25 protein-coding genes are annotated in these 22,546 nt (G+C 44.0%); 2 read left to right on the top strand and 23 right to left on the bottom strand.

Annotation, left to right across the window (positions count from 1 at the left end; genetic code table 11):
* Nucleotides 1-38: 38 nt before the first annotated feature.
* From ccmI to ccmA, 9 genes are all read right to left on the bottom strand, one after another.
* On the bottom strand, nt 39-1,274 hold the full coding sequence (gene ccmI / locus Q4519_RS04890) for a c-type cytochrome biogenesis protein CcmI (protein ID WP_303510136.1): 1,236 nt from the start codon (nt 1,272-1,274) through the stop codon (nt 39-41).
* Nucleotides 1,274-1,732, bottom strand: coding sequence for a cytochrome c-type biogenesis protein (locus Q4519_RS04885; protein WP_303510133.1), 459 nt, complete (start codon nt 1,730-1,732; stop codon nt 1,274-1,276). Before Q4519_RS04885 ends, ccmI begins: the two co-directional genes overlap by 1 nt.
* Complete coding sequence (locus Q4519_RS04880) at nt 1,732-2,268, bottom strand: DsbE family thiol:disulfide interchange protein (protein WP_232800421.1); 537 nt, start codon at nt 2,266-2,268, stop codon at nt 1,732-1,734. The genes Q4519_RS04885 and Q4519_RS04880 overlap by 1 nt, the downstream gene beginning before the upstream one ends.
* Nucleotides 2,258-4,213, bottom strand: coding sequence for a heme lyase CcmF/NrfE family subunit (locus Q4519_RS04875; protein WP_303510129.1), 1,956 nt, complete (start codon nt 4,211-4,213; stop codon nt 2,258-2,260). Before Q4519_RS04875 ends, Q4519_RS04880 begins: the two co-directional genes overlap by 11 nt.
* Nucleotides 4,210-4,704 (bottom strand): cytochrome c maturation protein CcmE, encoded by a 495-nt coding sequence (ccmE, locus tag Q4519_RS04870; RefSeq protein ID WP_303510126.1) that lies wholly within the window; start codon nt 4,702-4,704, stop codon nt 4,210-4,212. The genes Q4519_RS04875 and ccmE overlap by 4 nt, the downstream gene beginning before the upstream one ends.
* Nucleotides 4,701-4,907 (bottom strand): heme exporter protein CcmD, encoded by a 207-nt coding sequence (gene ccmD / locus Q4519_RS04865; RefSeq protein WP_232800418.1) that lies wholly within the window; start codon nt 4,905-4,907, stop codon nt 4,701-4,703. The genes ccmE and ccmD overlap by 4 nt, the downstream gene beginning before the upstream one ends.
* Nucleotides 4,907-5,647 (bottom strand): heme ABC transporter permease, encoded by a 741-nt coding sequence (locus Q4519_RS04860; protein ID WP_232800417.1) that lies wholly within the window; start codon nt 5,645-5,647, stop codon nt 4,907-4,909. Before Q4519_RS04860 ends, ccmD begins: the two co-directional genes overlap by 1 nt.
* Before the next feature lie 145 nt (nt 5,648-5,792).
* Nucleotides 5,793-6,461, bottom strand: a complete 669-nt coding sequence (gene ccmB / locus Q4519_RS04855) for a heme exporter protein CcmB (protein ID WP_232800416.1) — start codon at nt 6,459-6,461, stop codon at nt 5,793-5,795.
* Entirely contained in the window at nt 6,455-7,114 is a 660-nt protein-coding gene (ccmA, locus tag Q4519_RS04850; RefSeq protein ID WP_232800415.1) for a cytochrome c biogenesis heme-transporting ATPase CcmA, read from the bottom strand. The genes ccmB and ccmA overlap by 7 nt, the downstream gene beginning before the upstream one ends.
* A 117-nt stretch (nt 7,115-7,231) precedes the next feature.
* On the opposite strand from ccmA, the gene Q4519_RS04845 reads away from it, so the two are divergent.
* Together Q4519_RS04845 and Q4519_RS04840 are read left to right on the top strand one after the other, a co-directional pair.
* Nucleotides 7,232-8,059, top strand: coding sequence for a hypothetical protein (locus Q4519_RS04845; RefSeq protein WP_303510120.1), 828 nt, complete (start codon nt 7,232-7,234; stop codon nt 8,057-8,059).
* A gap of 16 nt (nt 8,060-8,075) precedes the next feature.
* Nucleotides 8,076-8,369 carry an EscU/YscU/HrcU family type III secretion system export apparatus switch protein gene (locus tag Q4519_RS04840; protein WP_232800413.1) on the top strand — a complete coding sequence of 98 codons (294 nt, stop codon included), beginning with the start codon at nt 8,076-8,078 and terminating at the stop codon, nt 8,367-8,369.
* Nucleotides 8,370-8,390: 21 nt separating this feature from the next.
* On the opposite strand, the gene Q4519_RS04835 is transcribed toward Q4519_RS04840, so the two are convergent.
* From Q4519_RS04835 to flhA, 14 genes are all read right to left on the bottom strand, one after another.
* The gene (locus Q4519_RS04835) at nt 8,391-8,801 is read right to left on the bottom strand and encodes a DUF2802 domain-containing protein (protein ID WP_232800412.1); all 411 of its coding nucleotides are present in this window, start codon (nt 8,799-8,801) and stop codon (nt 8,391-8,393) included.
* A gap of 3 nt (nt 8,802-8,804) precedes the next feature.
* Complete coding sequence (locus Q4519_RS04830; protein WP_232800411.1) at nt 8,805-9,293, bottom strand: chemotaxis protein CheW; 489 nt, start codon at nt 9,291-9,293, stop codon at nt 8,805-8,807.
* 110 nt (nt 9,294-9,403) lie between these two features.
* Nucleotides 9,404-10,321 carry a chemotaxis protein CheW gene (locus Q4519_RS04825; RefSeq protein ID WP_303510116.1) on the bottom strand — a complete coding sequence of 306 codons (918 nt, stop codon included), beginning with the start codon at nt 10,319-10,321 and terminating at the stop codon, nt 9,404-9,406.
* Nucleotides 10,322-10,375: 54 nt separating this feature from the next.
* Entirely contained in the window at nt 10,376-11,161 is a 786-nt protein-coding gene (locus Q4519_RS04820; RefSeq protein ID WP_232800409.1) for a ParA family protein, read from the bottom strand.
* Nucleotides 11,162-11,165: 4 nt separating this feature from the next.
* A complete protein-coding gene (locus tag Q4519_RS04815) occupies nt 11,166-12,125 on the bottom strand; it encodes a flagellar motor protein MotB (protein ID WP_303510110.1) in 960 nt (319 codons plus the stop codon).
* Nucleotide 12,126: 1 nt separating this feature from the next.
* A complete protein-coding gene (locus Q4519_RS04810; protein WP_232800407.1) occupies nt 12,127-12,879 on the bottom strand; it encodes a flagellar motor protein in 753 nt (250 codons plus the stop codon).
* Nucleotides 12,879-14,027 (bottom strand): chemotaxis response regulator protein-glutamate methylesterase, encoded by a 1,149-nt coding sequence (locus Q4519_RS04805; protein WP_303510106.1) that lies wholly within the window; start codon nt 14,025-14,027, stop codon nt 12,879-12,881. The genes Q4519_RS04810 and Q4519_RS04805 overlap by 1 nt, the downstream gene beginning before the upstream one ends.
* A gap of 22 nt (nt 14,028-14,049) precedes the next feature.
* Nucleotides 14,050-16,134: a chemotaxis protein CheA gene (locus Q4519_RS04800; protein WP_303510104.1), complete on the bottom strand. Its 2,085-nt coding sequence runs from the start codon at nt 16,132-16,134 to the stop codon at nt 14,050-14,052.
* A 9-nt stretch (nt 16,135-16,143) separates the two neighbouring features.
* Nucleotides 16,144-16,896 carry a protein phosphatase CheZ gene (locus Q4519_RS04795; RefSeq protein ID WP_232800404.1) on the bottom strand — a complete coding sequence of 251 codons (753 nt, stop codon included), beginning with the start codon at nt 16,894-16,896 and terminating at the stop codon, nt 16,144-16,146.
* 9 nt (nt 16,897-16,905) lie between these two features.
* Nucleotides 16,906-17,289 carry a chemotaxis response regulator CheY gene (gene cheY, locus Q4519_RS04790; protein WP_232800403.1) on the bottom strand — a complete coding sequence of 128 codons (384 nt, stop codon included), beginning with the start codon at nt 17,287-17,289 and terminating at the stop codon, nt 16,906-16,908.
* Nucleotides 17,290-17,392: 103 nt separating this feature from the next.
* Nucleotides 17,393-18,109 carry an RNA polymerase sigma factor FliA gene (locus Q4519_RS04785; protein WP_303510099.1) on the bottom strand — a complete coding sequence of 239 codons (717 nt, stop codon included), beginning with the start codon at nt 18,107-18,109 and terminating at the stop codon, nt 17,393-17,395.
* Nucleotides 18,102-18,974, bottom strand: coding sequence for a MinD/ParA family protein (locus Q4519_RS04780; protein ID WP_282561093.1), 873 nt, complete (start codon nt 18,972-18,974; stop codon nt 18,102-18,104). The genes Q4519_RS04785 and Q4519_RS04780 overlap by 8 nt, the downstream gene beginning before the upstream one ends.
* Nucleotides 18,975-18,978: 4 nt before the next feature.
* Nucleotides 18,979-20,397, bottom strand: coding sequence for a flagellar biosynthesis protein FlhF (gene flhF, locus Q4519_RS04775; RefSeq protein WP_303510097.1), 1,419 nt, complete (start codon nt 20,395-20,397; stop codon nt 18,979-18,981).
* A gap of 18 nt (nt 20,398-20,415) precedes the next feature.
* The gene (gene flhA / locus Q4519_RS04770; RefSeq protein WP_232800400.1) at nt 20,416-22,518 is read right to left on the bottom strand and encodes a flagellar biosynthesis protein FlhA; all 2,103 of its coding nucleotides are present in this window, start codon (nt 22,516-22,518) and stop codon (nt 20,416-20,418) included.
* Between the last annotated feature and the right edge of the window lie 28 nt (nt 22,519-22,546).

Raw genomic sequence — 22,546 nt, 5'->3', positions numbered from 1 at the left:
CAGTCAGCACTGCAGCGCTGACTAGATTAATAGTAACACTATATCTTATGATCGATGGCTATTTCTATGACACCTTTTTGACCCGATTTAATCACACTACTCTCACCTTCCCACTCTCCTGCCGCAACCGCTACATTCTCATCATTAGATATGCGAGCCTTGATAATAAACTCAGCTTGTTGGCTTAACTTTAACTCAGGCATCATCGCGTCAGCATCAGACAAGGTGACAGTGGCTGGAAACTCAGATAAAGGCAGTTTCTTTGCCGCTAGTGGCATCTTAGGACCATTAACCATTTGCGCAAAAACAAACAAATAACCCGTTTCAGGTAAATCGACTTGCTCGTTAATCGTCACTTTTACTTGATAAGTCATCGAGCCTGCTGGCGAGCCCTTTTTCGCCTCATTTGCTTTCGCCAGTTGCTGCTGGGCATAAGCGATACTGTTTTTAACCATGCCATAGCGTTCACTCGATGGCGCGAGCAAAGGCAGTATTTTACGCCAGCGTTCAATCGCGCCCGCAAAGTCTTCTTGTTGCAGCGCCATAAAGGCATAGACAGATAAGGCTGGAATATTATCTGGCTCAAGCCCTACGGTAGCAATAATCAGGTTTTCCGCTTGTTTAAGCTTTAACACATCCTCTGTCTGCAACAACGCTTGAGCATATGCGACACGTACATGACTGTCTGCTGGCGATAGTTTATAAGCTTTATGTAGTGCATCTTGGGCCAATTGGCCGTCGCGTAAGGCAAAAGCAAGGCGGCCCAACATCAACCAACCTTGCGTGTCATCGGGTTGATTAGCAAGATGAGTACGTAAGGCTAACATAAAATCGTCAACTTCTTGTTTTGAAGGAGGCTGGCCATCCTGCATGGTCATTTTATGCTGTAGGGCTTCATAGTTGGTCATCACACTTTGCCAATGACTCACTTGTTGACCCGCGCCATATTGTAAATATAGGCCAATACATACCCCAAAAAATAATATGATTCCTGGGAGCAATAGCAAAGTTAAATTAATACGCTGAGCCGATGATTTAGCCTCTACCACATCTTCTAACAAATTTTGCTGCAGTTCAGTCAGAACCGCAGCTTGCTCAGCCACAAGCCCCTGCTCAACGTCTTGCTCAATTTCTTTAACGCGTCCTTTGTACAAGGTTTTATTCAGACTATCTCGATCAGCTTCAATCACTTGACGGTTTCTTAAAACCGGTACGATTAAAGCTAAGCTAGCAATGACTAACAGCAAAATACATAACAGCCAAAAAAGCAGCATTAGTCTTTATCTCCATTTAAAATTCGCTCCAGCCTTGCTTGCTCTGCTGGATCCATCACCGGTTTTTCAGCTAAGGCGGCATTTTTACGCGTTCTGAAAACCAATACAGCTAACCCACCCAACACAAAAAATAGCGGCCCTAACCACAAGAAGATCGTCGCGGGTGTCATGGGTGGATCATAGGTGACAAAATTACCAAAACGAGCGGCCATATAATCAACCACTTGCTCCCTATTCTTGCCTTCTTTAACTAATTCATATGCCTTTTGGCGTAAATCTTGTGCCAATGGCGCATTTGAATCTGCAATGTTTTGGTTTTGGCATTTAGGGCAACGCAACTCCTTAGTTAACTGCTGATAAAGAACTTCCTGCTCTTGGTTATCAAACTCGTAAACTTGAATTGCTGCTAAACCCGCGCTGCTCATCAATGAAATAAGCAATAAAGTAATAATACGCATTACTTCAAATCCTTAAAAATAGGTAATAAGGTTTGCTGCCAAACGTGATCGTTAACATCACCGACATGACGATATTGGATCACACCTTGACTGTCTATTAAGTAAGTTTCAGGTGCCCCATACACGCCTAAATCCAACCCTAACATGCCGTCTTTATCGTACAAGCTCACTTGATAAGGATTACCTAAATCCGTCAACCAGCGAATGGCTTTTTCTCTATCGTCTTTATAATTCAAACCTACAATGTAAACACCGTCAGCAGCCAACTTGTTCAAGTAAGTATGCTCTGCATAACAAGTTGGGCACCAAGTCGCCCAAACATTAAGTAACATCGGCTTACCTTTGAAAATCGACGCATCATGACGCGTTTCTGGCTCATAGAGATCTTGCAAGGTAAAAGTGGGTACGGGTTGACCAATCAACGCCGACTCTAATTTAGATGGATCAGAATACAATCCCTTAAATAAGAACACCACGGCCGCTAAAAATATCCCCAAGGGCAGCAGAAAGAGCCAAAGACGAGGCTTATTGTCCATTACTCATTCCTTTTCCACTAAAGCGATAGCGCTTATCTAACATCATCAGCACTCCGGCAAAAGCCATAATGAGGGCCCCAAACCAAATCCAACGGATAAATGGTTTGTAGTAAATACGTAATGCCCAAGCGCCATTATCCAGCTGCTCACCAAGAGCCGCATAAAGATCGCGAGTGAAACCAGCATCAATCGCTGCTTCAGTCATCACATTGCGCTGCACCCGATAAAAGCGTTTTTCTGCGCGCATGGTCGTCACGTACTTATCACCTCTATCCACTCGCAACACCCCAGTATGACCATCAAAATTTGGGCCTTTTAGCGCATCTACCCCTTCAAAGGTAAAACGATAATGCTCAAATTCAATTTGATCCCCAGGCACCATTCTCACATCTTTTTCAATGCTGTAATTTTGCGTCATGGTGATACCTATGACCATCACAGCAAAACCAATATGGCCAGTAATCATCGCCCAGTGACTAATACTGAGTTTTTTAACCCCAGTGAAAAAACGATGACGATGAGTTGCTCGCAGCCAAGTTTCTTGGCAAGACGTTACCACAACCCAAACCCCTAAGAAGCAACCCAACAAAGCCAGCCAAGTAACGTAAGGGGTACTGACCATAATGTAACAAGCGGTTAGAACAACGGAGGCGACAATGGCAACCAACAGTGTTGCGACTAAATCACCGGGATTTTGTTTTTTCCAACGAACCAACGGGCCTACACCCAATAGCAACATAAATGGCACAATTAATACGGTGAAGATACGATTAAAGAAGGGTTCACCAATCGAAATACTGCCTAAGCCCATTTCTTTATGTACTAAAGGTAATAGAGTTCCCAGCAACACCACAATAAGAGCAGCAATCAGCAAAATGTTGTTGCCCAGTAAAAATGACTCACGTGAAAACAAGCTGTAACTACCACGGCTTTTAACTGCATTGGCTTTAAAAGCATACAACAGCAGCGAGCCACCAATAACCATGATCAAAAAGCCTAAAATAAATAAGCCTCGCTCTGGATCACTGGCAAATGCGTGCACCGACACTAATACGCCAGAGCGCACTAAAAACGTCCCCAATAAACTTAATGAGAAAGCCGAAATAGCCAACAGTACCGTCCAAGCCTTAAATACACCCCGCTTTTCTGATACCGCCAAAGAATGAATCAGTGCCGTGCCCACTAACCAAGGCATAAATGAAGCGTTTTCTACTGGATCCCAAAACCACCAGCCTCCCCAACCGAGTTCGTAATAAGCCCACCAGCTACCAAGGGCAATACCTGCCGTTAGGAAGACCCATGCGGCCATCGTCCAAGGACGTGACCAACGTGCCCAAGCTGAATCTAAACGGCCTTGCATCAAAGAAGCAATCGCAAAAGCAAACGCTACAGAGAAGCCCACATATCCCATGTAAAGCATTGGAGGATGTAAAATCAAACCGATATCTTGCAGCAGCGGGTTTAAATCTCGGCCATCAACAGGAAAGTAAGGTAAGGTGCGCTCGAAGGGGTTGGAAGTGACAATCACGAAGAGGTAAAAACCTACTCCCAACATCCCCATGACGGCTAACACACGTGCGGCAGACTCTAATGGCAAATTTTTACTGAGCAATGCAACTGCGGCAGTCCAGCCAGATAAAATCAGCATCCACAATAACAAAGAGCCCTCATGTGACCCCCAAACCGCTGAAATACGGTACTGCAATGGTAGTTCGGAGTTGGAATGTGAGGCCACATAAGCCACCGAAAAATCGTTTACAATAAAGGCGTATGTTAAACAGGCATAAGAAAGCCCAACAAACAAGAACTGGCATACAGCTAAGGTTCGAGCACTATTCATTAACCCTGCATGCCCTTTGTAAGCGCCCCAAAGAGGATAAAAACTCAACAAAGCAGCTAAGCCGAAAGCAATGATTAAAGTAAATTGACCGAGTTCAGGGATCATTTATGGGCGCCTTCTAACTGTTCTTCGGTGTATTCAGGCTTGAAATGTTGCATCCCTTTAAGTGATTCAGCAATTTCAGGGGGCATATACTCCTCATCATGCTTAGCCAACACTTCCGACGCCGTGACTGTGGTCGCATCTTTTAAAATGCCCATTGCTACAATGCCCTGCCCTTCACGAAATAGATCGGGTAAAATACCATCAAACTCAACAGTGACTAAATCGCCACCCGCATCATAGAGTTTGAAGCTCACCTTTAAACTGCTTTGGTCCCGTACTACAGAACCCGGCATAACCATGCCACCAATTCTTAACCGCTGACCAACTTCTGGTTTAACAAGCTGTTTGCCTTTACCTTTAACCAGTTCTGAAGGCGTGTAAAACAGATCAATATTTTGCGATAAGGCATATAACACCAAACCAATTGCTGAGCCTATACCGAGTACTATCGCCAAAATAACGGCAAGGCGCTTTTTGCGTCTTGGGTTCATAACGTATTCTCCATACTGCGAGCGGCTTGCATACGCTTGTTGCGCTCAATGTTATTACGTACTTGTTTAAATAATCGTGCCCGCTTCATTCGCGTGTCAATGACTATCCCTAGCATGCTGATAAACGTCGCACCAAAAGACAACCAAACATAAAAGCCATAGCCGCCCATCGCAAAAAAATCAGCCCAACTTACAAATTCCATTACTTACCCCCCATCACTAAGGCTTTAACCCAAGGACGATGACTTTCTCTTTGCAAAATTTCATTACGAAAACGCATTAACATTAGGGCACCAAAAAATGTCGCAAATGCTAATAACATAATTAACAGCGGCCAAAGCATTGAAAGCGCGATGGATGGCTTATCAAACTTGGTAATGGAAGCCCCTTGATGCAAAGTATTCCACCATTCCACCGAGTAATGAATAATAGGAATATTAATCACGCCAACTAAGGTCAGAATACCGGCCGCTCGCCCTGCCAACACTTTGTCTGAAAACGCGTTATATAAAGCAATCACACCCAAATACAAAAATAACAAAATCAATTCCGAGGTCAATCTAGCATCCCAAACCCACCAAGCGCCCCACATGGGTTTGCCCCAGGCCGCGCCAGTAAATAAAGCAATAAAAGTAAACACTGCACCCACAGGAGCCATCGCCGCGACGGCCATATCTGAAAGGCGAATTTGCCAAACCAAACCGATAAATGCCGCCACGGCCATACTGGTGTAGGCTCCCATAGACAAAATAGCAGCGGGAACATGTATATAAATGATGCGAAAGCTATCACCTTGCTGATAGTCCGCAGGCGCGAAAGCTAAACCCCAGACTAAGCCAACAGCAAAAGAAATGCAGCAAACGACAGTAAACCAAGGTATAAGCTTTCCAGCCAGTTCATAGCTAGTTTGCGCTTTGGCATAAGGGTGTAACCACTTCCACATAGATTGACTCTCTATTTTATTAATGAGCGAACCATGCCCACTTAATCATAAAAACAATGTTGTAAATACAACGTCGTAAAACAATACACTTTGTTGGCAACCCACACCCATTTAAAGCTAAACGGGTACGGGATAACACTAAGAATTAGCTAACACTAACTCGTAACGATGCGGCAACTGCAAATGGTGCAAGGGTAATCGCAGTGACAAGCATTGCGCCCATAATAGCTAAGGCACCAATGTACGACTGGCCAAAGTTAGCAGCATCAATCGCCATGGTCGAAAAAATCAATACAGGAATACACAAAGGCAGCATAATTAAGCTAAGAATAACCCCCCCTTTTCTCAAGCCAACCGTCAGCGCAACACCTATTGCACCAATAAAACTCAAAATAGGAGTGCCTATCAGCAAAGTGAATAACACGGCCCAGTAAGTATTGAGATCAAGTGAAAGTAGGACCGCAATTAAGGGCGATATTAAGATAATAGGCAGGCCCGTGAGTAACCAGTGGGCAATGATCTTGGCCGTGACCAACAAAGATAATGGATAAGGGCTGAGCATTAATTGCTCTAAACCACCGTCGCTAAAGTCATCTTTAAACAAACGCTCGAGTGAAAGTAGTGACGCCAACAACGCTGCCACCCAAATAATGCCAGGGGCGATGCGTAACAACAACTGGGGCTCTGGCCCAACGCCAAGAGGAAACAAAGTGATCACTATGATAAAAAACCATAAGGGATTAAACACGTCAGCAATACGTCGAAAAGCCGTTAACAGTTCACGCCGCATGACCTGATAAAAAGCGTTTAGCATTTTTCCGCACCTATACCAACATACAACTCCTCTAATGATGGCTTGACCATCACCAGTTTAGAAAAATCAGCCGCGGGCAAATTTAGGTCTTGATGGGTAGTGAGTAAGATCATGCCTGAATTCTCTGCATGTTTAACAAACAGTTGCTCTAATACTTTCACGCCATTTTTATCAATGGCAGTGAACGGCTCATCTAAAATCCATAGCGGCGCCGTTGAAATCCAAAGCCGTGCCAATGCCACTCGCCTTTGCTGACCGGCAGATAATTGCGCGGCGGGCACCTCTTCCAGCCCAGCTAAACCAACCTGTGCCAACACACTGTAAAGATCGCCTTGATAGCTAGGCTCAAACATTTTTTGATAAAAACGTAAATTTTCAAGTGCACTTAACTCAGGCTTTACCCCACTCTGGTGACCTAAGTAGAGTAAATTTTGTTGATACGCTTCACGATCGTCAGATATAGCTAACCCTTGCCACAATACTTGGCCATGGTAAGGTGTCATAAGTCCAACTAATAAGCGGAATAAGCTGGTCTTGCCCACTCCATTTGGACCTTCAACTTGGATGATCTGACCGGGTTTAACTTTAAGCGATAAACCCTCGAACAGTAACCTGTCTTCTCTCACGCAACTGAGGGATTTTGCTTCCAGCATGGGTTACGCACTATGATTATAATTGGCTGCGGATCATAGCACAGATAATACCTTGTATTAACCAGTGTTCTCGCAGTTTTAGCTTGGTTTTACCGACATTTCACCTCAGGATAGATGATGGCTCAAAAGATAAACTCAACTCCGCCCCTCTCGCAACCCGCAAAGGTTCTGGAGAAAAAAGAGTTTAACAGTAACCGGGTAGCAAATAGCTCACCCGATCTTTTAGCTCCCAGCTCAGCAGAAGAAGTTAATAAGCAAATGGCTCAACTAACTCTCTTGGCAAAAAAACAACCTCTGTCTTCGCATTTGTCTCAGCTTATCGCCTTATTAAAAAAACTCCCCCTCACAAGTCAACCTAAGGCGCTACATACTTTGCTGGGTCAGCTGTTTCCCACTAGCCCATCGGCATTAACATCGTTACTGCAACAGCTTTTATCCCCTGAAAAAAATAAGGCCAATCAACTGGCACTGCGCTGGATCGCATTGACAATGAAATTTAAAGACTTGCAAGCCTCTAGTTTAGAGCACGCGATAAAAGATGTACTACAAGGAATTCAAGTATCGCAACATGATACTCCCAACCATCAAGTGTGGTTGATGCAATTACCATGGTTCATGCAACAGCAATTAAAAACAGTGCAACTGAAGATCAAACAGCCAAAAAAAAGCGAAAAGGGCAAAAAAAAATGGCAAATACAACTTAAGCTACCTATCAGTGACCATGAAATGTTAGCCCATGCAGTGATAGAGGAATCGATAGTTGATATAAAACTTTACACGACTCATGAGGCAGATTTAGCGAGAATACAAGCTTACCAAGGCTTGTTAAGCGAGCAACTTAGCAAAGCTGGTGTACGAAACCATTGCCAAAGCTTCCTCGGAAAGGTTACTGAGGATTTTTGTAAAGAAATACACAATGAAGCAGCTATCAATATCATCGTTTAATATTTAAGGATTCGGTATGAAAAAATCCATTGCTATTTCATATTTGGATAAATCTAAGTCACCTGTGGTTAGCCAGAAAAAGCAGGAACATGAAGCAGAAGCGTTAAATAAAGCCGCTCTCGAAGCAGGCTTAATCGTGCATCAAGATGAGCACTTACTTTCACTTTTAGACAGTTTAGAGCAGGGAGAAGAAATTCCAGAAGCTCTATATACAGTAATCGCCGAACTGATTAGTTTCTCATACTTACTCCAAGGAAAGTTCCCAGAACATTGGAATCATCCCCTAGAGCAAGTCGATATCAAGATATAGCCATTAATCAGTGCAGGTAAACTAACGAGACTTACCGTGTAAACTGAGCAACAACTCAGCTTCCGCTTTTGGTAACTCACACTCATTCATCAGTTCTTCTAAACCAGCGCCAAGGGCGACCATTTTCACAGCGCGCGTATACAGTTTATTGTCAGGTGCGGTATCAACAATTTCTTGTTGTTTTTCGACGGCCTCTTTCAACCCTTCATTTAATTGATGAAATTTTTTCCCTAAGCCAATTGAGCCTGAATGCAGCTCTCTGATTTGCTTATTGAGGGACTCTTTTGATTTTAATAGCTCTTTTGTTAATTGCTGTAAGGCTTGTATTTTCTTCGCCTGCTTTTTTTGCACCAGCGCCGAAAAAACAAGAGAAATAATAGCTAACAGTAATGCGAGCCCAATTAGGCTCGTCTGAATTAATGGGTCTAACATGGCTTATAATGCGCTCATTTCATCCCACTCTTCATCACTGAGTAACTTGTTCAAATCAACAAGAATCAGCAACTGGCCATCACGGTTACTGACGCCTTGAATAAATTTAGCGCTTTCTTCCGTTCCAACATTAGGCGCGGTATCTATTTCAGAGGCGCGCAGGTAAACCACTTCCGCCACACTATCAACCATAATACCGATAACTTGCTTTTCAGCTTCAATAATCACGATACGTGAATTGTCACTGACCTCTGATGGACACAATCCAAATCGAGAACGGGTATCGATAACCGTGACAACATTACCACGCAAATTAATAATGCCTAATACGTAATCAGGCGCACCAGGCACGGGAGCTATTTCGGTATAACGTAATACCTCTTGTACTTGCATAACGTTAATGCCGTAAGTCTCTTGCTCTAATTGAAATGTTACCCATTGTAACACTTCATCTTCAGACACATTTTCGGCTACATTTCGTTGTTCACTCATCCGCTTTCCCTCTAACCTAGAATATCGCTTTCTAACATAAAATTAGCACGACACTGATAATAATGGTTTAAAAACTCGCTTGTTTTAACAAAAACTTTGAAGAAAGACTTTTAAGCCCCTTCTATATTCACGCCACGCGACAACAACTTAACTAATTCACTTACATGAAGTAATGCGCACATCTTTTTCTTTACCATTCCTGCCAACCAAGGACGTTTACCTTCTTGATGGCGCCACTTAACTTGATCTTTGGTCAGCTTCTCTGTCCCTATCAAATTACAGCAACTTAGCCCCCAAGAAGTATCACCAAGTAAGATAAGATACTTATAATCGATATCTTCAGGGGCATTATCCGTCATCACCCATTTAGCGGTATCAACAACATTGAGCTTTTTTTCTCGTTGCGTCATCATGCCAGCAAACCAAGCAGGCTTACCGAAAATACTGGTCACGTTATCGATTTTGTGGATCCCGCCTAGCTCAGTCAACATCACAGCAAAAGATATGCCCGCAACTTCAAAAAACAAAGCTTGAAATTCATCTTCTGGCTCAATGTTTCGCCATTGATTAGACTCTGCTTGACTAACTGCTGAACTGACCTCACCTTTTATCTGAGTATCGATAACCGCTTCAACGCTTTGCTCAGGCTCAGGCTCAGGCTCAGGCTCAGGCTCAGGCTCAGGCTCAGGCTCAGGCTCAGCAAACACTAACTCACTAGGCAGCACAGAGCCAAAGGAAACTAAACCCGTTAATTGTGAGTCAACCTCTTCTAATAATGAATCAACACCGATTGATTGCTGTTCTGCAGCCAATGGCTGCGTTAACAACTCAGGCTCTGGCTGTTCAGGAGCAACGTTATTAAGTAGATTTTGTAGCGGCAACTCGCTGTTTGGCCTTGCACTTACAGCACGAGAAGTAAACGAAGCACGCGACTCTGACACAGGTGTAGCTTTTGCTTCCTGTTTAGGCTCGTCAAGCAACGCTGAAAAATAGCGTTCCATCGCGTCTTCATTGGGTAAACGACTCATTATTTAGCCTGATTCCTATTATTAATTCTAATGCTTAAGCATGCCACATTTAGGCTACTTTGATTGCTCTTTATTCTCTAATTGCTGTAAATGATTAAGTAATGTTTCATATGCAAATACCCCACGGCAGTTTCGAGAAAAGGCAGAAGGTGGAATATGCTTTAAACTTGCATCACGAAATTTAGTATCAATCGGGATCACTGAATTCCACGCATCCCTCGGATGCTTATCTTTAATTGCTTGCAACGTATTTAAAGACGCTTTAGTACGCTTATCAAACATGGTTGGAATAACACAATACTTAAATGGTTGTGGCCGCGAACGCTGCATAATATCGAAGGTACGGATCATCCGCTCTAAGCCTTTTAAGGCAAGGAACTCAGTTTGAACTGGAACCAATATCCGACTGCAGGCTGCTAATGCATTTACCATCATCACCCCCAATACAGGTGGACAATCTATCAATACATAATCATAGTCATCTCTGACTTGATCGAGTGCTCGCTTTAGAAATAGTCCCATGCCTTCTCGATTGCCAAGCACGCGATCAAGCGTCGCCAAAGCCATATTCGCCGGAATAATATCTAACCCCTCAAATGGTGTTTTTAAAGTATATCGCAATACCGTCGCCTTATCAGGTGAATGGGTCTGAAAAAGCTCATACAATGTGCCATCGATTAGATCTGAATCGTATCCAAGATAGCTTGTTAGGGAAGCATGAGGATCCGTATCAATTAACAAAACGCGGTGACCCCGTTCAGCAAGTAAACCTGCTAGGGAGATAACTGTGGTCGTTTTGCCAACCCCACCCTTTTGATTTGCAACTGTCCAGACTATCAAGTATTTATTCCTGTCGTGTGGTTATTCGTAAGCCACCATTTGGTAACTCAACTTCAATTATTTTACTGTAATCTGATGTATCGGCCGATGTTTCTGAAAGTATAGGCTCTATCGTCGCCTCTGTGGTGAGATTCCCTGATGCATTAACCGATGGAAGCGCCGTACTGGGCGGCTCATAAGCATACTTAGATAACGCGATCACCACTCTGCGATTTTTACGCCTGCCCGCGGCATCTTTATTACTGACAATCGGATAATATTCGCCATACCCCTCGACAGCTAATCGGGCTGGGTTAATACCATTTTGCTCTAATAGACGTAATATACTGGTCGCACGCGCGACTGATAGTTCCCAATTAGAGGAAAACACTTCATTGTTAATTTTTTGATTATCTGTGTACCCCCTGACTCGTAAAAAGTTGCTTACGGGTAAAAGAATGTCAGCAATTCGAGTGAGCAACTGCGCCGACGAGTTAGAAATTTGCGCACTGCCACTGGGGAAGATAATGCCACTACTAATATCAATGGTTAACCAATCACCATCAAGCGTGACGCTGGCTTGACCATTCTCTAATTCTTTTAAAAGGCTTTCATTTAATTCTGTTTCAAGGGAGGTAAGTGGCGCGCCTAGCTTATTCCGATCTAAATTCGAAAGATCTTGGCCACCATCAACAATTGAGCCAGCATCCTCTAATAATCCAGCCCCTTGCTCTTCTATTATTTCATCTGCTTCATTAGTTAAAATACCTTCAGTATCTGAAACTTCGACATGTTTTGAGAACTCTTTTGTTGCCGAATAAAAGTTCTCTATGACAACCTTATATTTGTCTTCATTAACTGTTGCTGCGGCGTAGAGGACAACAAACAGCGCAAACATCAAGGTCATATAGTCAGCGTAAGAAACCAGCCAACGTTCGGTGTGGTTATGCTCTGGGATATGTTTTTTTTTAACGCGCCGAGTCATATTAGTGACTCTCAACAGAAAAAGACTCTAACCGACGCTCTATAACTAATGCATTTTCTCCATTAACGATGGACACTAACCCTTCAATAGTCATTTCATGGTAAAGTGCTTGTTTGTAATTGAGCGCCCTTAATTTGTGGCAGATGGGTAGAAAAATAAAGTTAGCAAAGCCGACGCCATAAATAGTCGCCACAAAAGCAGCTGCGATACCGCGACCAAGCACACTTGGATCATCAATATGAGACATAGCTTGGATAAGCCCCATAACCGCACCTATTATACCCACTGTAGGGCTGTAGCCCCCCATCGCCTCATACACCTTAGCACTACGTTCATAGTACTCTTGCTTAAGGTCAACTTCTTGCTCTAACACACTACGTAATGTTACGGCATCGATCCCATCGACTATCATGGAGAGTCCTTTCTGAGTAAAAGGATCGATATTCTTATCTTCAATAGTCGACTCCAAGGCTAAAAAACCTTGTGCTCTTGCGATAGAAGACCATTGCTTTAAGTGGGTAATTTGCCGCTTTACCGGGTATACAGGGGGATTAACTAATTGAGGAAGCATCATTACCGCATGGCGAAATTGATCGGCGGTGGATTGGAACAGAACAGCACCTAGAGTCCCCCCTACCACAATAACAAAGGCGGCAAGGTTGAGTAAAAATGAAAGATTCCCTCCCGTGAATGACTCAGCAACTATCAATGAGGCGAATGCTAGAAATAAACCAAATAGCCCCAAGATATCCATTAGGAAAATTCCGTCATTATACGCTGAGCCACTTTATCAAGAGGCAATGATTCTGAAGAAATGCCTTCTTTGGTTACAGCTTGGGGCATGCCATACACCACACACGTTTTTTCATCTTGCGCCCAAATAGTTGCCCCCATATTTTTCAACATTCTGCCACCATCGCGACCATCAGCTCCCATTCCGGTTAATACGATAGCTAAAACCTTGCTTTGATAGAGCTTAGCTAAAGATGCAAACGTAATATCAACACAAGGCTTATAATTAACCTTATCGTTACCATCAATAATACGAATACGGGCACTGGCTCCTCGGCCTTCAACTAGCATTTGCTTACCACCGGGCGCAAGGTAAGCTTGCCCTTTGACAATAGGGTCGCCGTCTTGTGCTTCCTTAACCTTAATTTTACATAAGGAATTAAGCCTAGCAGCGAATGCTGCTGTAAAAGTAGCAGGCATATGTTGAATCAATAATATAGGCAGTGGAAAGTTCGCTGGAAGCGCTGTTAAGACTGTTTGCAATGCAACAGGACCACCAGTAGAAGTGCCAATAGTGAGAATATCGTAGCTTTTGCCAGTTCGTTTGAAATTAATGGGAGCACTACGAACCTCATTGACCGTGGTGGTGCGTGCAACCGGTGCCGCCGCGCGAGCGTTTAATTCAGGCCTTCTTTTTAGTTCTGCAGCAGAAGCTGAACCCACGGCAGCTGAAGAGCGTAAATTTGCTGAAGCGGCGCGGGGAGAAAAAACGCGACGCCTGGCTATCGCTTTCACTCGCTGTTGTAAAGTGCGAGTTGCTTCTTCCTTATCACGCGCGATATCTTCAAATTTTTTCGGCAAAAAGTCTAGCGCGCCAGCCTCTAGTGCTTCTAAAGTGGCTGTCGCACCTTGATGAGTCAAAGAAGAAAACATCAAAATAGGCGTAGGCGTCGACGCCATGATTTCACGCACGGCTGAAATACCATCTAACACCGGCATTTCAATATCCATGGTAATCACGTCGGGCTTCAGCCGCTGCGCCATTTCAACCGCTTCACGGCCATTTTTAGCTGTATCAATCACCTCTAACATTGGGTCTTGATTGATTATTTCACTTACACGTCTTCTAAAGAAGCTCGAATCATCTACAACTAATACCTTTATTGACATCTACCTTCTCAACTTCGAAGCATTAAGCGTAATGCTTTAATAAACTTGGGATATCCAAAATTAATGCAATACCACCATCACTGGTTATAGTGGCACCCGCCATGCCTGGCGTGCCTTGTAGTAAATCATCAAGGGCCTTAATCACCACTTCCTCTTGTCCAATTAGACTGTCAACCACGAAACCAACTTGTTTCATACCTAATTGCACTATCACAACATGGCCTAGACCTTCCCGCTTTTTACGGCTAGGGGCGGCACCATTTCTAATCAACCAATCTTGTAAATAGAACAGCGGAATGGCTTTTTCCCTAACAATAACAGTCAACTGACCATCCACTATATTGGTCTTACGTAGATCCAAGTGGAAAATTTCATTGACATTCGTTAAAGGTAAAGCAAATGTTTGCTTACCAACCAGTACCATGAGTGTGGGTAGGATCGCTAGTGTAAGCGGAACTTTAATTTCTAATCGAGTTCCAGTCCCTAGATTTGAATCAATATGAATTGCACCATTCAACTGAGTGATACTGGTTTTAACCACGTCCATACCCACGCCGCGACCTGAAATGTCTGAAATTTCAACCTTGGTTGAAAAGCCCGGGGCAAAAATAAGATTATAGGCCTCAGTGTTCGACATTCTTGCTGCTGTATCGGGATCGAGAATACCTTTGTTAATAGCAATGCTTTTAAGTTTTTCTGCATCCATTCCAGCGCCATCATCTTGGATAACCAGTAAGATATGGTCGCCTTCTTGCGAAGCTGAAAGTTTAATTTGCCCCATTCTTGGCTTGCCATTTTGTTCACGCACATCAGGCATTTCTACCCCGTGGTCCACCGCGTTTCGCACTAAGTGAACTAAGGGATCAGCAAGCGCTTCAACTAAGTTTTTATCTAAATCCGTATCCTCACCTTCAAGGGTAAGATTAATGTCTTTCTTTAGTGTTCGCGCTAAATCTCGCACCACCCGCGGAAAACGGCCGAACACCTTCTTAATTGGTTGCATGCGGGTTTTCATTACCCCGCCTTGCAAATCAGCAGTAACAACATCTAAATTAGCAACGGCCTTAGCCATTGCTTCATCACTGCTGTTGATGCCTAAACTCACTAAACGGTTTCGAACCAGTACAAGCTCGCCCACCATATTCATTATTTCATCTAAGGTGCGAGTATCAACTCGTACTGTAGACTCGCCTTGAGAAGGTGGATTGGCCCTGCTCGCAGCAGGTTTGTCCGCAGCAACAGGCGCCTGAGGCTTAACTGCAGCCGCTGGGGCAGGAGCTGGGGCAGGAGCTGGAGCGACAGAAGCAGTATCTTTAACGGGTTCACTGGGCTCAGGTGCACTAGCTATAGTTGGGCTTTGCCCTGCACCATGCAATTCATCGAGTAAACGCTCAAATTCATCATCGTCAATAACACTATCATCTGCTGGCGGAGGAGCCGCAGCAATTTTGTGCTGTCCCTTCCCGTGTAGCTCGTCCAACAAGGATTCAAATTCATCATCAGTGATGTCTCCCGAGCTAACACTTGGCGAAGCTGTAGCTTTCGATGGACTTGAATTACCATGTAGCTCATCAAGTAATCGTTCAAACTCATCTTCGGTAATTTCATCAATGCCAGCACCATCAGTTGCAGAACTTTCCTGTGTCATTTCAGGCTCAGGTGCAGCTATCGGTTCGGGGGTAATAGGAGGCTCAGGGGAGGCCACGGGCTCAGCTCCAGCGGGCTGACTCAGTTTATGCAGGGCATCTAGGATAGCTTGTGGCGCAGGCGTTAAAGGCTCTCGGGCCTGCACTTGCGCAAACATTTCATTAATGCAGTCCAAGGCTTCAAGGATAGTATCCATTAACTCAGAACTAACAGGACGGCCACCATTACGTAATGTGTCAAACACATTTTCCGCACCATGACAACAATCTACTAATTCAGTAAGAGAGAGGAAGCCGGCTCCTCCTTTAACGGTATGGAAACCTCGAAAGATGGCATTCAGTAAATTGGTATCATCCGGCTGTTTTTCCAAGTCAACCAATTGCTCAGAAAGCAGCTCGAGTATCTCGGCAGCTTCTACCAAAAAGTCTTGTAAAATGTCTTCATCGACCTCAAAGCCCATGCGCTACTCCTAGAATCCTAAACTTGATAACAAGTCATCAACATCATCTTGACCCGAAACGACATCATCTCTCGACTCGGCATTCATTATCGGGCCTTCAGCTTCAATCCCTGATATTCGAGGTGCATCGGTACTACTTTGTTTTGGTTTTTGTTCAAACTCACCAAACATAGTCAGCATTTCTACCAATTTCACTTCCACTTCCTGAACTAAAGTGATTACGCGCCGGATCATCTGACCCGTTAAATCTTGAAAATCTTGAGCCATTAAAATTTCAGTCAATAAGTGTTTTAACTTATCGGCGTCCTGCTCTGAATCCTTAAGGATCTTGTCTAACTTGTGACAAAGTTCCTTAAATTGAACCAGTTCGATTTCTCGATTCATCAAGCTGTTCCAACCTGGCAAAACTTGTTGGATGTTCTCATTGAGTCGATCGGCTAAGGGCAAGCTTTCATCCACAGCATCCATGGTTCGGTTCGCCGCTTTATCCGTCATTTCTATCACGTAAGTCAGTCTATCTTTCGCATCCGGTATTTCACTATTTGCTAATTCAGATAAGCGATTATCGTTTTGAAAATCAATTAGCGAGTCATGCAATTGACGCGTCAGTAAACCAACTTGCTCAAACAGTTCGTTCTTAGAGGGATCTGACAGCACACCAGAAATCAAAGAATTCGCCTGTGCAACTTCGCCAAGCTTAAGTAGTTCAACCAAATGCTGTGCTTGCTCAAGCGAAAGCAGTGCTTCGTTGGTGCTTGTCATCACGCCCCCTTACTGAAGTCGTTCGAAAATTTTATCAAGCTTTTCTTTCAACGTTGCGGCAGTAAATGGCTTAACAATATAACCATTCACACCTGCTTGTGCCGCTTCAATAATTTGTTCACGCTTGGCTTCAGCCGTTACCATCAGCACTGGCAGATGGCGAAGGCTTTCGTCTTTACGTACCTCTTTTAACAAGTCAATACCTTGCATTCCTGGCATGTTCCAGTCGGTAACAAGAAATTCAAAATCGCCATTCTTCAGCATAGGTAACGCTGTGCTACCATCATCCGCTTCATGGGTATTGTTGAATCCAAGATCACGCAATAGGTTTTTAATTATTCTTCGCATTGTTGAAAAATCATCAACAATTAGAATCTTCATGTTTTTATCCAACTTATTCTCCTCAAATGGCAGTTGGTTGTACTCAACTCTATGTGCTGAAGTGTTCTGTAACATACTACAAATCAGTATAGTTACTTAATATCATATCAACAGGCTAAGTTTGCCAATCAAGCATTCGCCCTTTTAAGCGGTGAATAGCTTGGCTGTGTATTTGGCTAACTCTCGACTCACTGACACTTAACACTTCACCAATTTCACGTAAATTTAGCTCTTCATCATAATATAAAGATAATACAAGGGCTTCGCGTTCGGGTAAGGATTTTATACAAGATGCGAGGTCATACTGAAATTTTTCTTCAAAAACCCCTTCAAATGGCGAATTTTCATCCAGCTCACTCGATGGCAAGGAATCTTGGCCTACGGCCAAGTCTTCGATACCGATTAGTTTACCACTGTTTACATCTCTGAGCATGGCATGGTAATCGTCAACACTCACTTGTAACTTGTTAGCGATATCACTGTCTTTGGCATCAGAGCCCAACTCTTTCTCTACGCTGTCGATAGCTTGTGCAATGAGACGGCTGTTCTTATGCACGCTTCTCGGCACCCAATCACCACGACGCATTTCATCAAGCATGGCACCTCTGATGCGAATGCCGGCAAAGGTTTCAAAGCTTGCTCCCTTGCTCGCGTCAAAATTCCGACTGGCTTCAAGCAAACCAATCAGACCCGCTTGAGTTAAATCTTCGACCAACACACTCGCAGGTAACCTCGCCATTAAGTGATGTGCAATCCGTTGCACTAAGGTTCCATAGCGTTCAACCAGTTCATTCGGCTGAACTTGACTGGTGTAAGCATGGACTTTATTCACTAATTTTCTCTCTTTTGTCTGCTGTGTTATCAAGCAGTTTTTCGATAAAAAACTCTAAGTGGCCACCAGGCTGATTGGGTACTGGCCAAGTGATCGCTTTGCTGGATAAGGCTCTAAATGCCAATGATGAAGGAGATTTAGGAAAAGACTCAACGACTAATTTTTGCTTGCGTACTGATTGACGAACATTGTTATCAAATGGAATACAAGCGACAAGCTCTAAGGCCGTGTCTAAAAAGCGATCAGTCACACGCGTTAACTTAGAAAATAATTCTTGCCCTTCGCGTAAGCTGCGAACCATATTAGCGACAATCTTAAAGTGAAACACGCCATATTGCGTATTTAACAACTTAATTAACGCATAAGCATCGGTAATTGACGTAGGTTCATCACAGACCACCACCACGATATCTTGGGCTGCTCGAGCAAAGCTGAGCACCATATCTGATATGCCCGCAGCAGTATCGACTAACAGCACATCAATAGGTGTTTGCAACTCACTAAACGCTCGAATAAGGCCAACGTGCTCAGCTGGCGTTAATTCCACCATGGATTTTGTGCCAGACGTAGCAGGTATTATTTTCATCCCTTGAGGCGCATCAATGATCACTTCATCTAAGGTGCATTCACCCGATAAAACATGGGATAGATTTTTAGTCACACGAAGGCCGAGTAGTACATCCACATTTGCCAACCCTAAGTCAGCATCTAGCACTAACACGCGTTTGCCTTGTGCTGCGAGAGAAGCGGCCAAGTTCAAGGTAACGTTAGTTTTACCCACGCCCCCCTTACCGCCTGTCACGGTAATCACTTTAACTTTGTTATTTTTCATCATTCGCAGCCCACTCGCCTGATCATTTAACATCGATTTATTCATAATACTCCGAAGTGTGGCAGTCATCTGCTTCGCTATACCACTGATGTTGGTCTTTCGCCATTTCCTGCTCCATTAAACTTAACGCGCTGGACACCATATATTTGGCGCTGGCTATTTTGATATCTTCAGGCACCCTTTGACCATTGGTAATATATGAAATAGGTAAAGCATGCTTAATTGTAACACTTAGTATTTCACCTAGACTCAAACTTTCATCTAGTTTCGTGAGAATACAACCAGATAAGGGTATTCTTCGAAAATGTTCGATGGCTTCTTGTACAACTCGACGCTGAGAAGTGGCGGGGATCACCAAAAAGCTGCGAATACGCACTCGCGAGTTTTTCATCAAGGTTTCCAGCTGCTCAGATAAACGAACATCTCTCTGTCCCATTCCGGCTGTATCAATCAGCACTAATCGCTTAGTTCGCATTTGATATAAAATATCAGATAGCTCATCGGCATCCTTGGCGACGCGAACCGAACAACCTAAAATTTTACCGTATGTCGCTAGCTGTTCATGGGCGCCAATACGATACGTGTCGGTGGTAATCAAACCGACTTGGTCAGCCCCATGTTCCATGGCAAAACGCGCTGCTAGTTTAGCAATGGTGGTGGTTTTACCTACCCCTGTTGGCCCTAACAGGGCCACTGCGCCGCCCAATTTAAGAATTTCGTTTTCACCTATGGTCACTTGATCTTCAAGTAATTGAGATAAGTATTGTTTCGCTTCTGCAGGTGAACAACTTTCAGGAATACAACTGGCTAGTTGATCCGAAATGTCATCGGAAAAACCACATTTATTCAACCATTTAATTAGCATTGCTCGAACTGGCTCTTTGCGCTCTAGCTCTTGCCACATCAACCCTGAGACTTGGTGCTCTAACAATTTACGCAGCGAAGCCATTTCTTCGCGCATGGAATCTAAGATCTTATCATCCTTGCTATTATTACTTGGCGCAGACTTCACTGGTCGCGCTGGCGCAGGACGCGGTTTTGGTTGTTCCCACTCATTTTGTTCCATCAAAGTGGCGGGTTTCGCACTCGGCCTTGCCGGTTTAGCCATCGGACTGCCTTGTTTTTTAAGCAGTGCTGACAGTGAATCAGCAAGGTTTTGCCCAGAGCGTGCATTAATTGTTTTAGCTTGCTCCATGGCGGCATTGCTCACTTGAGTTGAGTTAGCGCGTGGGCGATTGGACAAAACAACACTGTCTTCCTTCAAATCACGATTTTCTTTTACATCGCGAGATTGCGCTTTTGATTCTGTGGCCGCTTGATAATCTACTGCCGCAACAATCTCAATACCACCGGTGACTTTTTTGTTGGACATGATCACTGCGTCTGGCCCTAAAATGTCCTTCACTTCAGCCAGTGCTGCGCGCATATCTTTGGCAAAAAAACGTTTAATTTTCATACTGCAGTCTCCTGTCGATTACTGCCCGACAGAGTTAACGATTCTAATCTGCTTATCTTCAGGAACTTCTTGATATGACAGAACTTGTAATCCAGGGATTGTGTTTTTAACAAATTTAGCAAGGGTAGTACGTAATACGCCTGACGTTAGCAAAACAGCGGGCTGACCTGCAAGCTCTTGCTGTTGAGACGCTTCAAATAATGCGCGTTGGATCCGCTCTGCTAGCCCAGGCTCTATACCTGCACCATCACTCCCGCCAGCCTGAATAGAATTATGCAAAATCTGCTCCAACTCTGGTGATAAGGTAATAACTGGAATTTCCGGCTCTGCACCGACAATATTTTGACTGATCATGCGTTTTAACGCGATCCGACAAGCCGCCGTCAACACTTCTGAATCTTGGCTTTTCACGCCGTAATCAGACAAGGTTTGCACTATCGTCCGAATATCACGGATTGGCACGCCTTCATTGAGTAGCCCTTGCAACACTTTTACAATCACCCCTAGTGGTAAAATGTCAGGTACTAGCCCTTCTACAAGTTTAGGATGACTTTTTGCTAATAGGTCTAATAAATTCTGTACTTCTTCATGCCCTAGTAATTGCGCAGCATGATTAGTTAATATTTGACTCAAATGTGTGGCTACAACGGTTGCTGCATCAACAACTGTATAGCCCATGGCTTGAGCATGCTCACGCTGACTCGGTGAGATCCAAAGTGCATCAAGTTGAAATGCTGGTTCGATGGTTGGTACGCCATCCACCGTACCAAATACCTGACCGGGGTTTATCGCCATTTCTTTGTCATGTAGCACTTCAGCCTGACCGCTGGTCACCCCCATGAGGGAGATACTGTAATAACTTGGCGGGAGATCTAAATTATCACGAATATGGACAGGGGGGACCAAAAAGCCTAGCTCTTGCGATAATTTTTTACGTACCCCTTTAATTCGCTCTAATAGCTCACCACCTTGGCTTTTATCCACTAATGGAATCAATCGATAGCCAACTTCCAAGCCGATCGTATCCACAGGTTGCACATCATCCCATCCCAATTCTTTCGTTTTATTGGCCGGATGACTACCCGCTACATTTTTCTCACTGGCAACCAAGGCCTGAGCAGCTTGCTCTTTTTGTTTTTTCATTAACCAATATGTTCCGCCCGCAGCACCGAATCCCAAAGACAAAAATGCAAAGTGCGGCATGCCTGGCACTAACCCCATCACAATTAAGATACCTGCGGTGATCATTAAAGCTTTAGGGTTACTGAACATCTGGCCCATCACCTGTTCACCCATGTCTTCAGAGCGATTTTCACGGGTGACTGTGATTGCAGCAGCAATAGAAAGTAATAAGGAAGGGATTTGAGCAACAAGACCATCACCAATAGTTAGCAAAGTGTAGATCTCGGCCGCATCGCTAAAGCTAAGGCCATGTTGCGCCATACCGATAATAAAGCCGCCAATGATGTTGATGAATAAGATCAGGATACCGGCAATTGCATCCCCTTTTACAAACTTACTGGCACCATCCATCGAACCATAGAAATCAGCTTCACGCGTCACTTCTTCGCGCCTGACTCGAGCTTGCTCTTGGTCGATCATCCCAGCGTTCAAATCAGCATCAATTGCCATTTGTTTACCGGGCATGGCATCGAGGGTAAAGCGGGCACTTACTTCCGAAATACGACCAGCACCTTTGGTCACCACGACAAAGTTGATAATCATTAGAATTAAGAAGACGATTAAACCAACAGCATAGTTGCCACCGATGACCACCGAGCCAAAAGCCGCGATCACATTACCTGCAGCATCACCGCCCTGATGCCCTTCAAGTAACACCACTCGCGTCGAGGCTACATTTAATGCCAAACGCAATAACGTCGCAATCAGTAACACAGCCGGAAACGAGGCAAAATCTAATGGCCGCTTTGTATAAATAGACACTAAAAGGACAATGAGCGCTAAAGCAATATTAAAAGAGAATAGAATATCTAATAGAAACGCTGGCATAGGTAGGATAACCATGCCTAAGGTTGCAAGAACCATTACCGGCGCACCGACGCCTTTTAGCAGTTTATCCCTGTGCTGCCAGTAGCCAGCCAAGTTTGACTTTAAATTCATTCATATAATTCGACAAAAAAATGACGTT

Origin of the sequence: Motilimonas sp. 1_MG-2023, assembly GCF_030547455.1 — a bacterium.
Lineage (GTDB): Bacteria > Pseudomonadota > Gammaproteobacteria > Enterobacterales > CBDFNC01 > Motilimonas.
The sequence above is the reverse complement of the archived record's forward strand: the minus strand, read 5'-3'. Positions and strand labels throughout refer to the sequence as shown.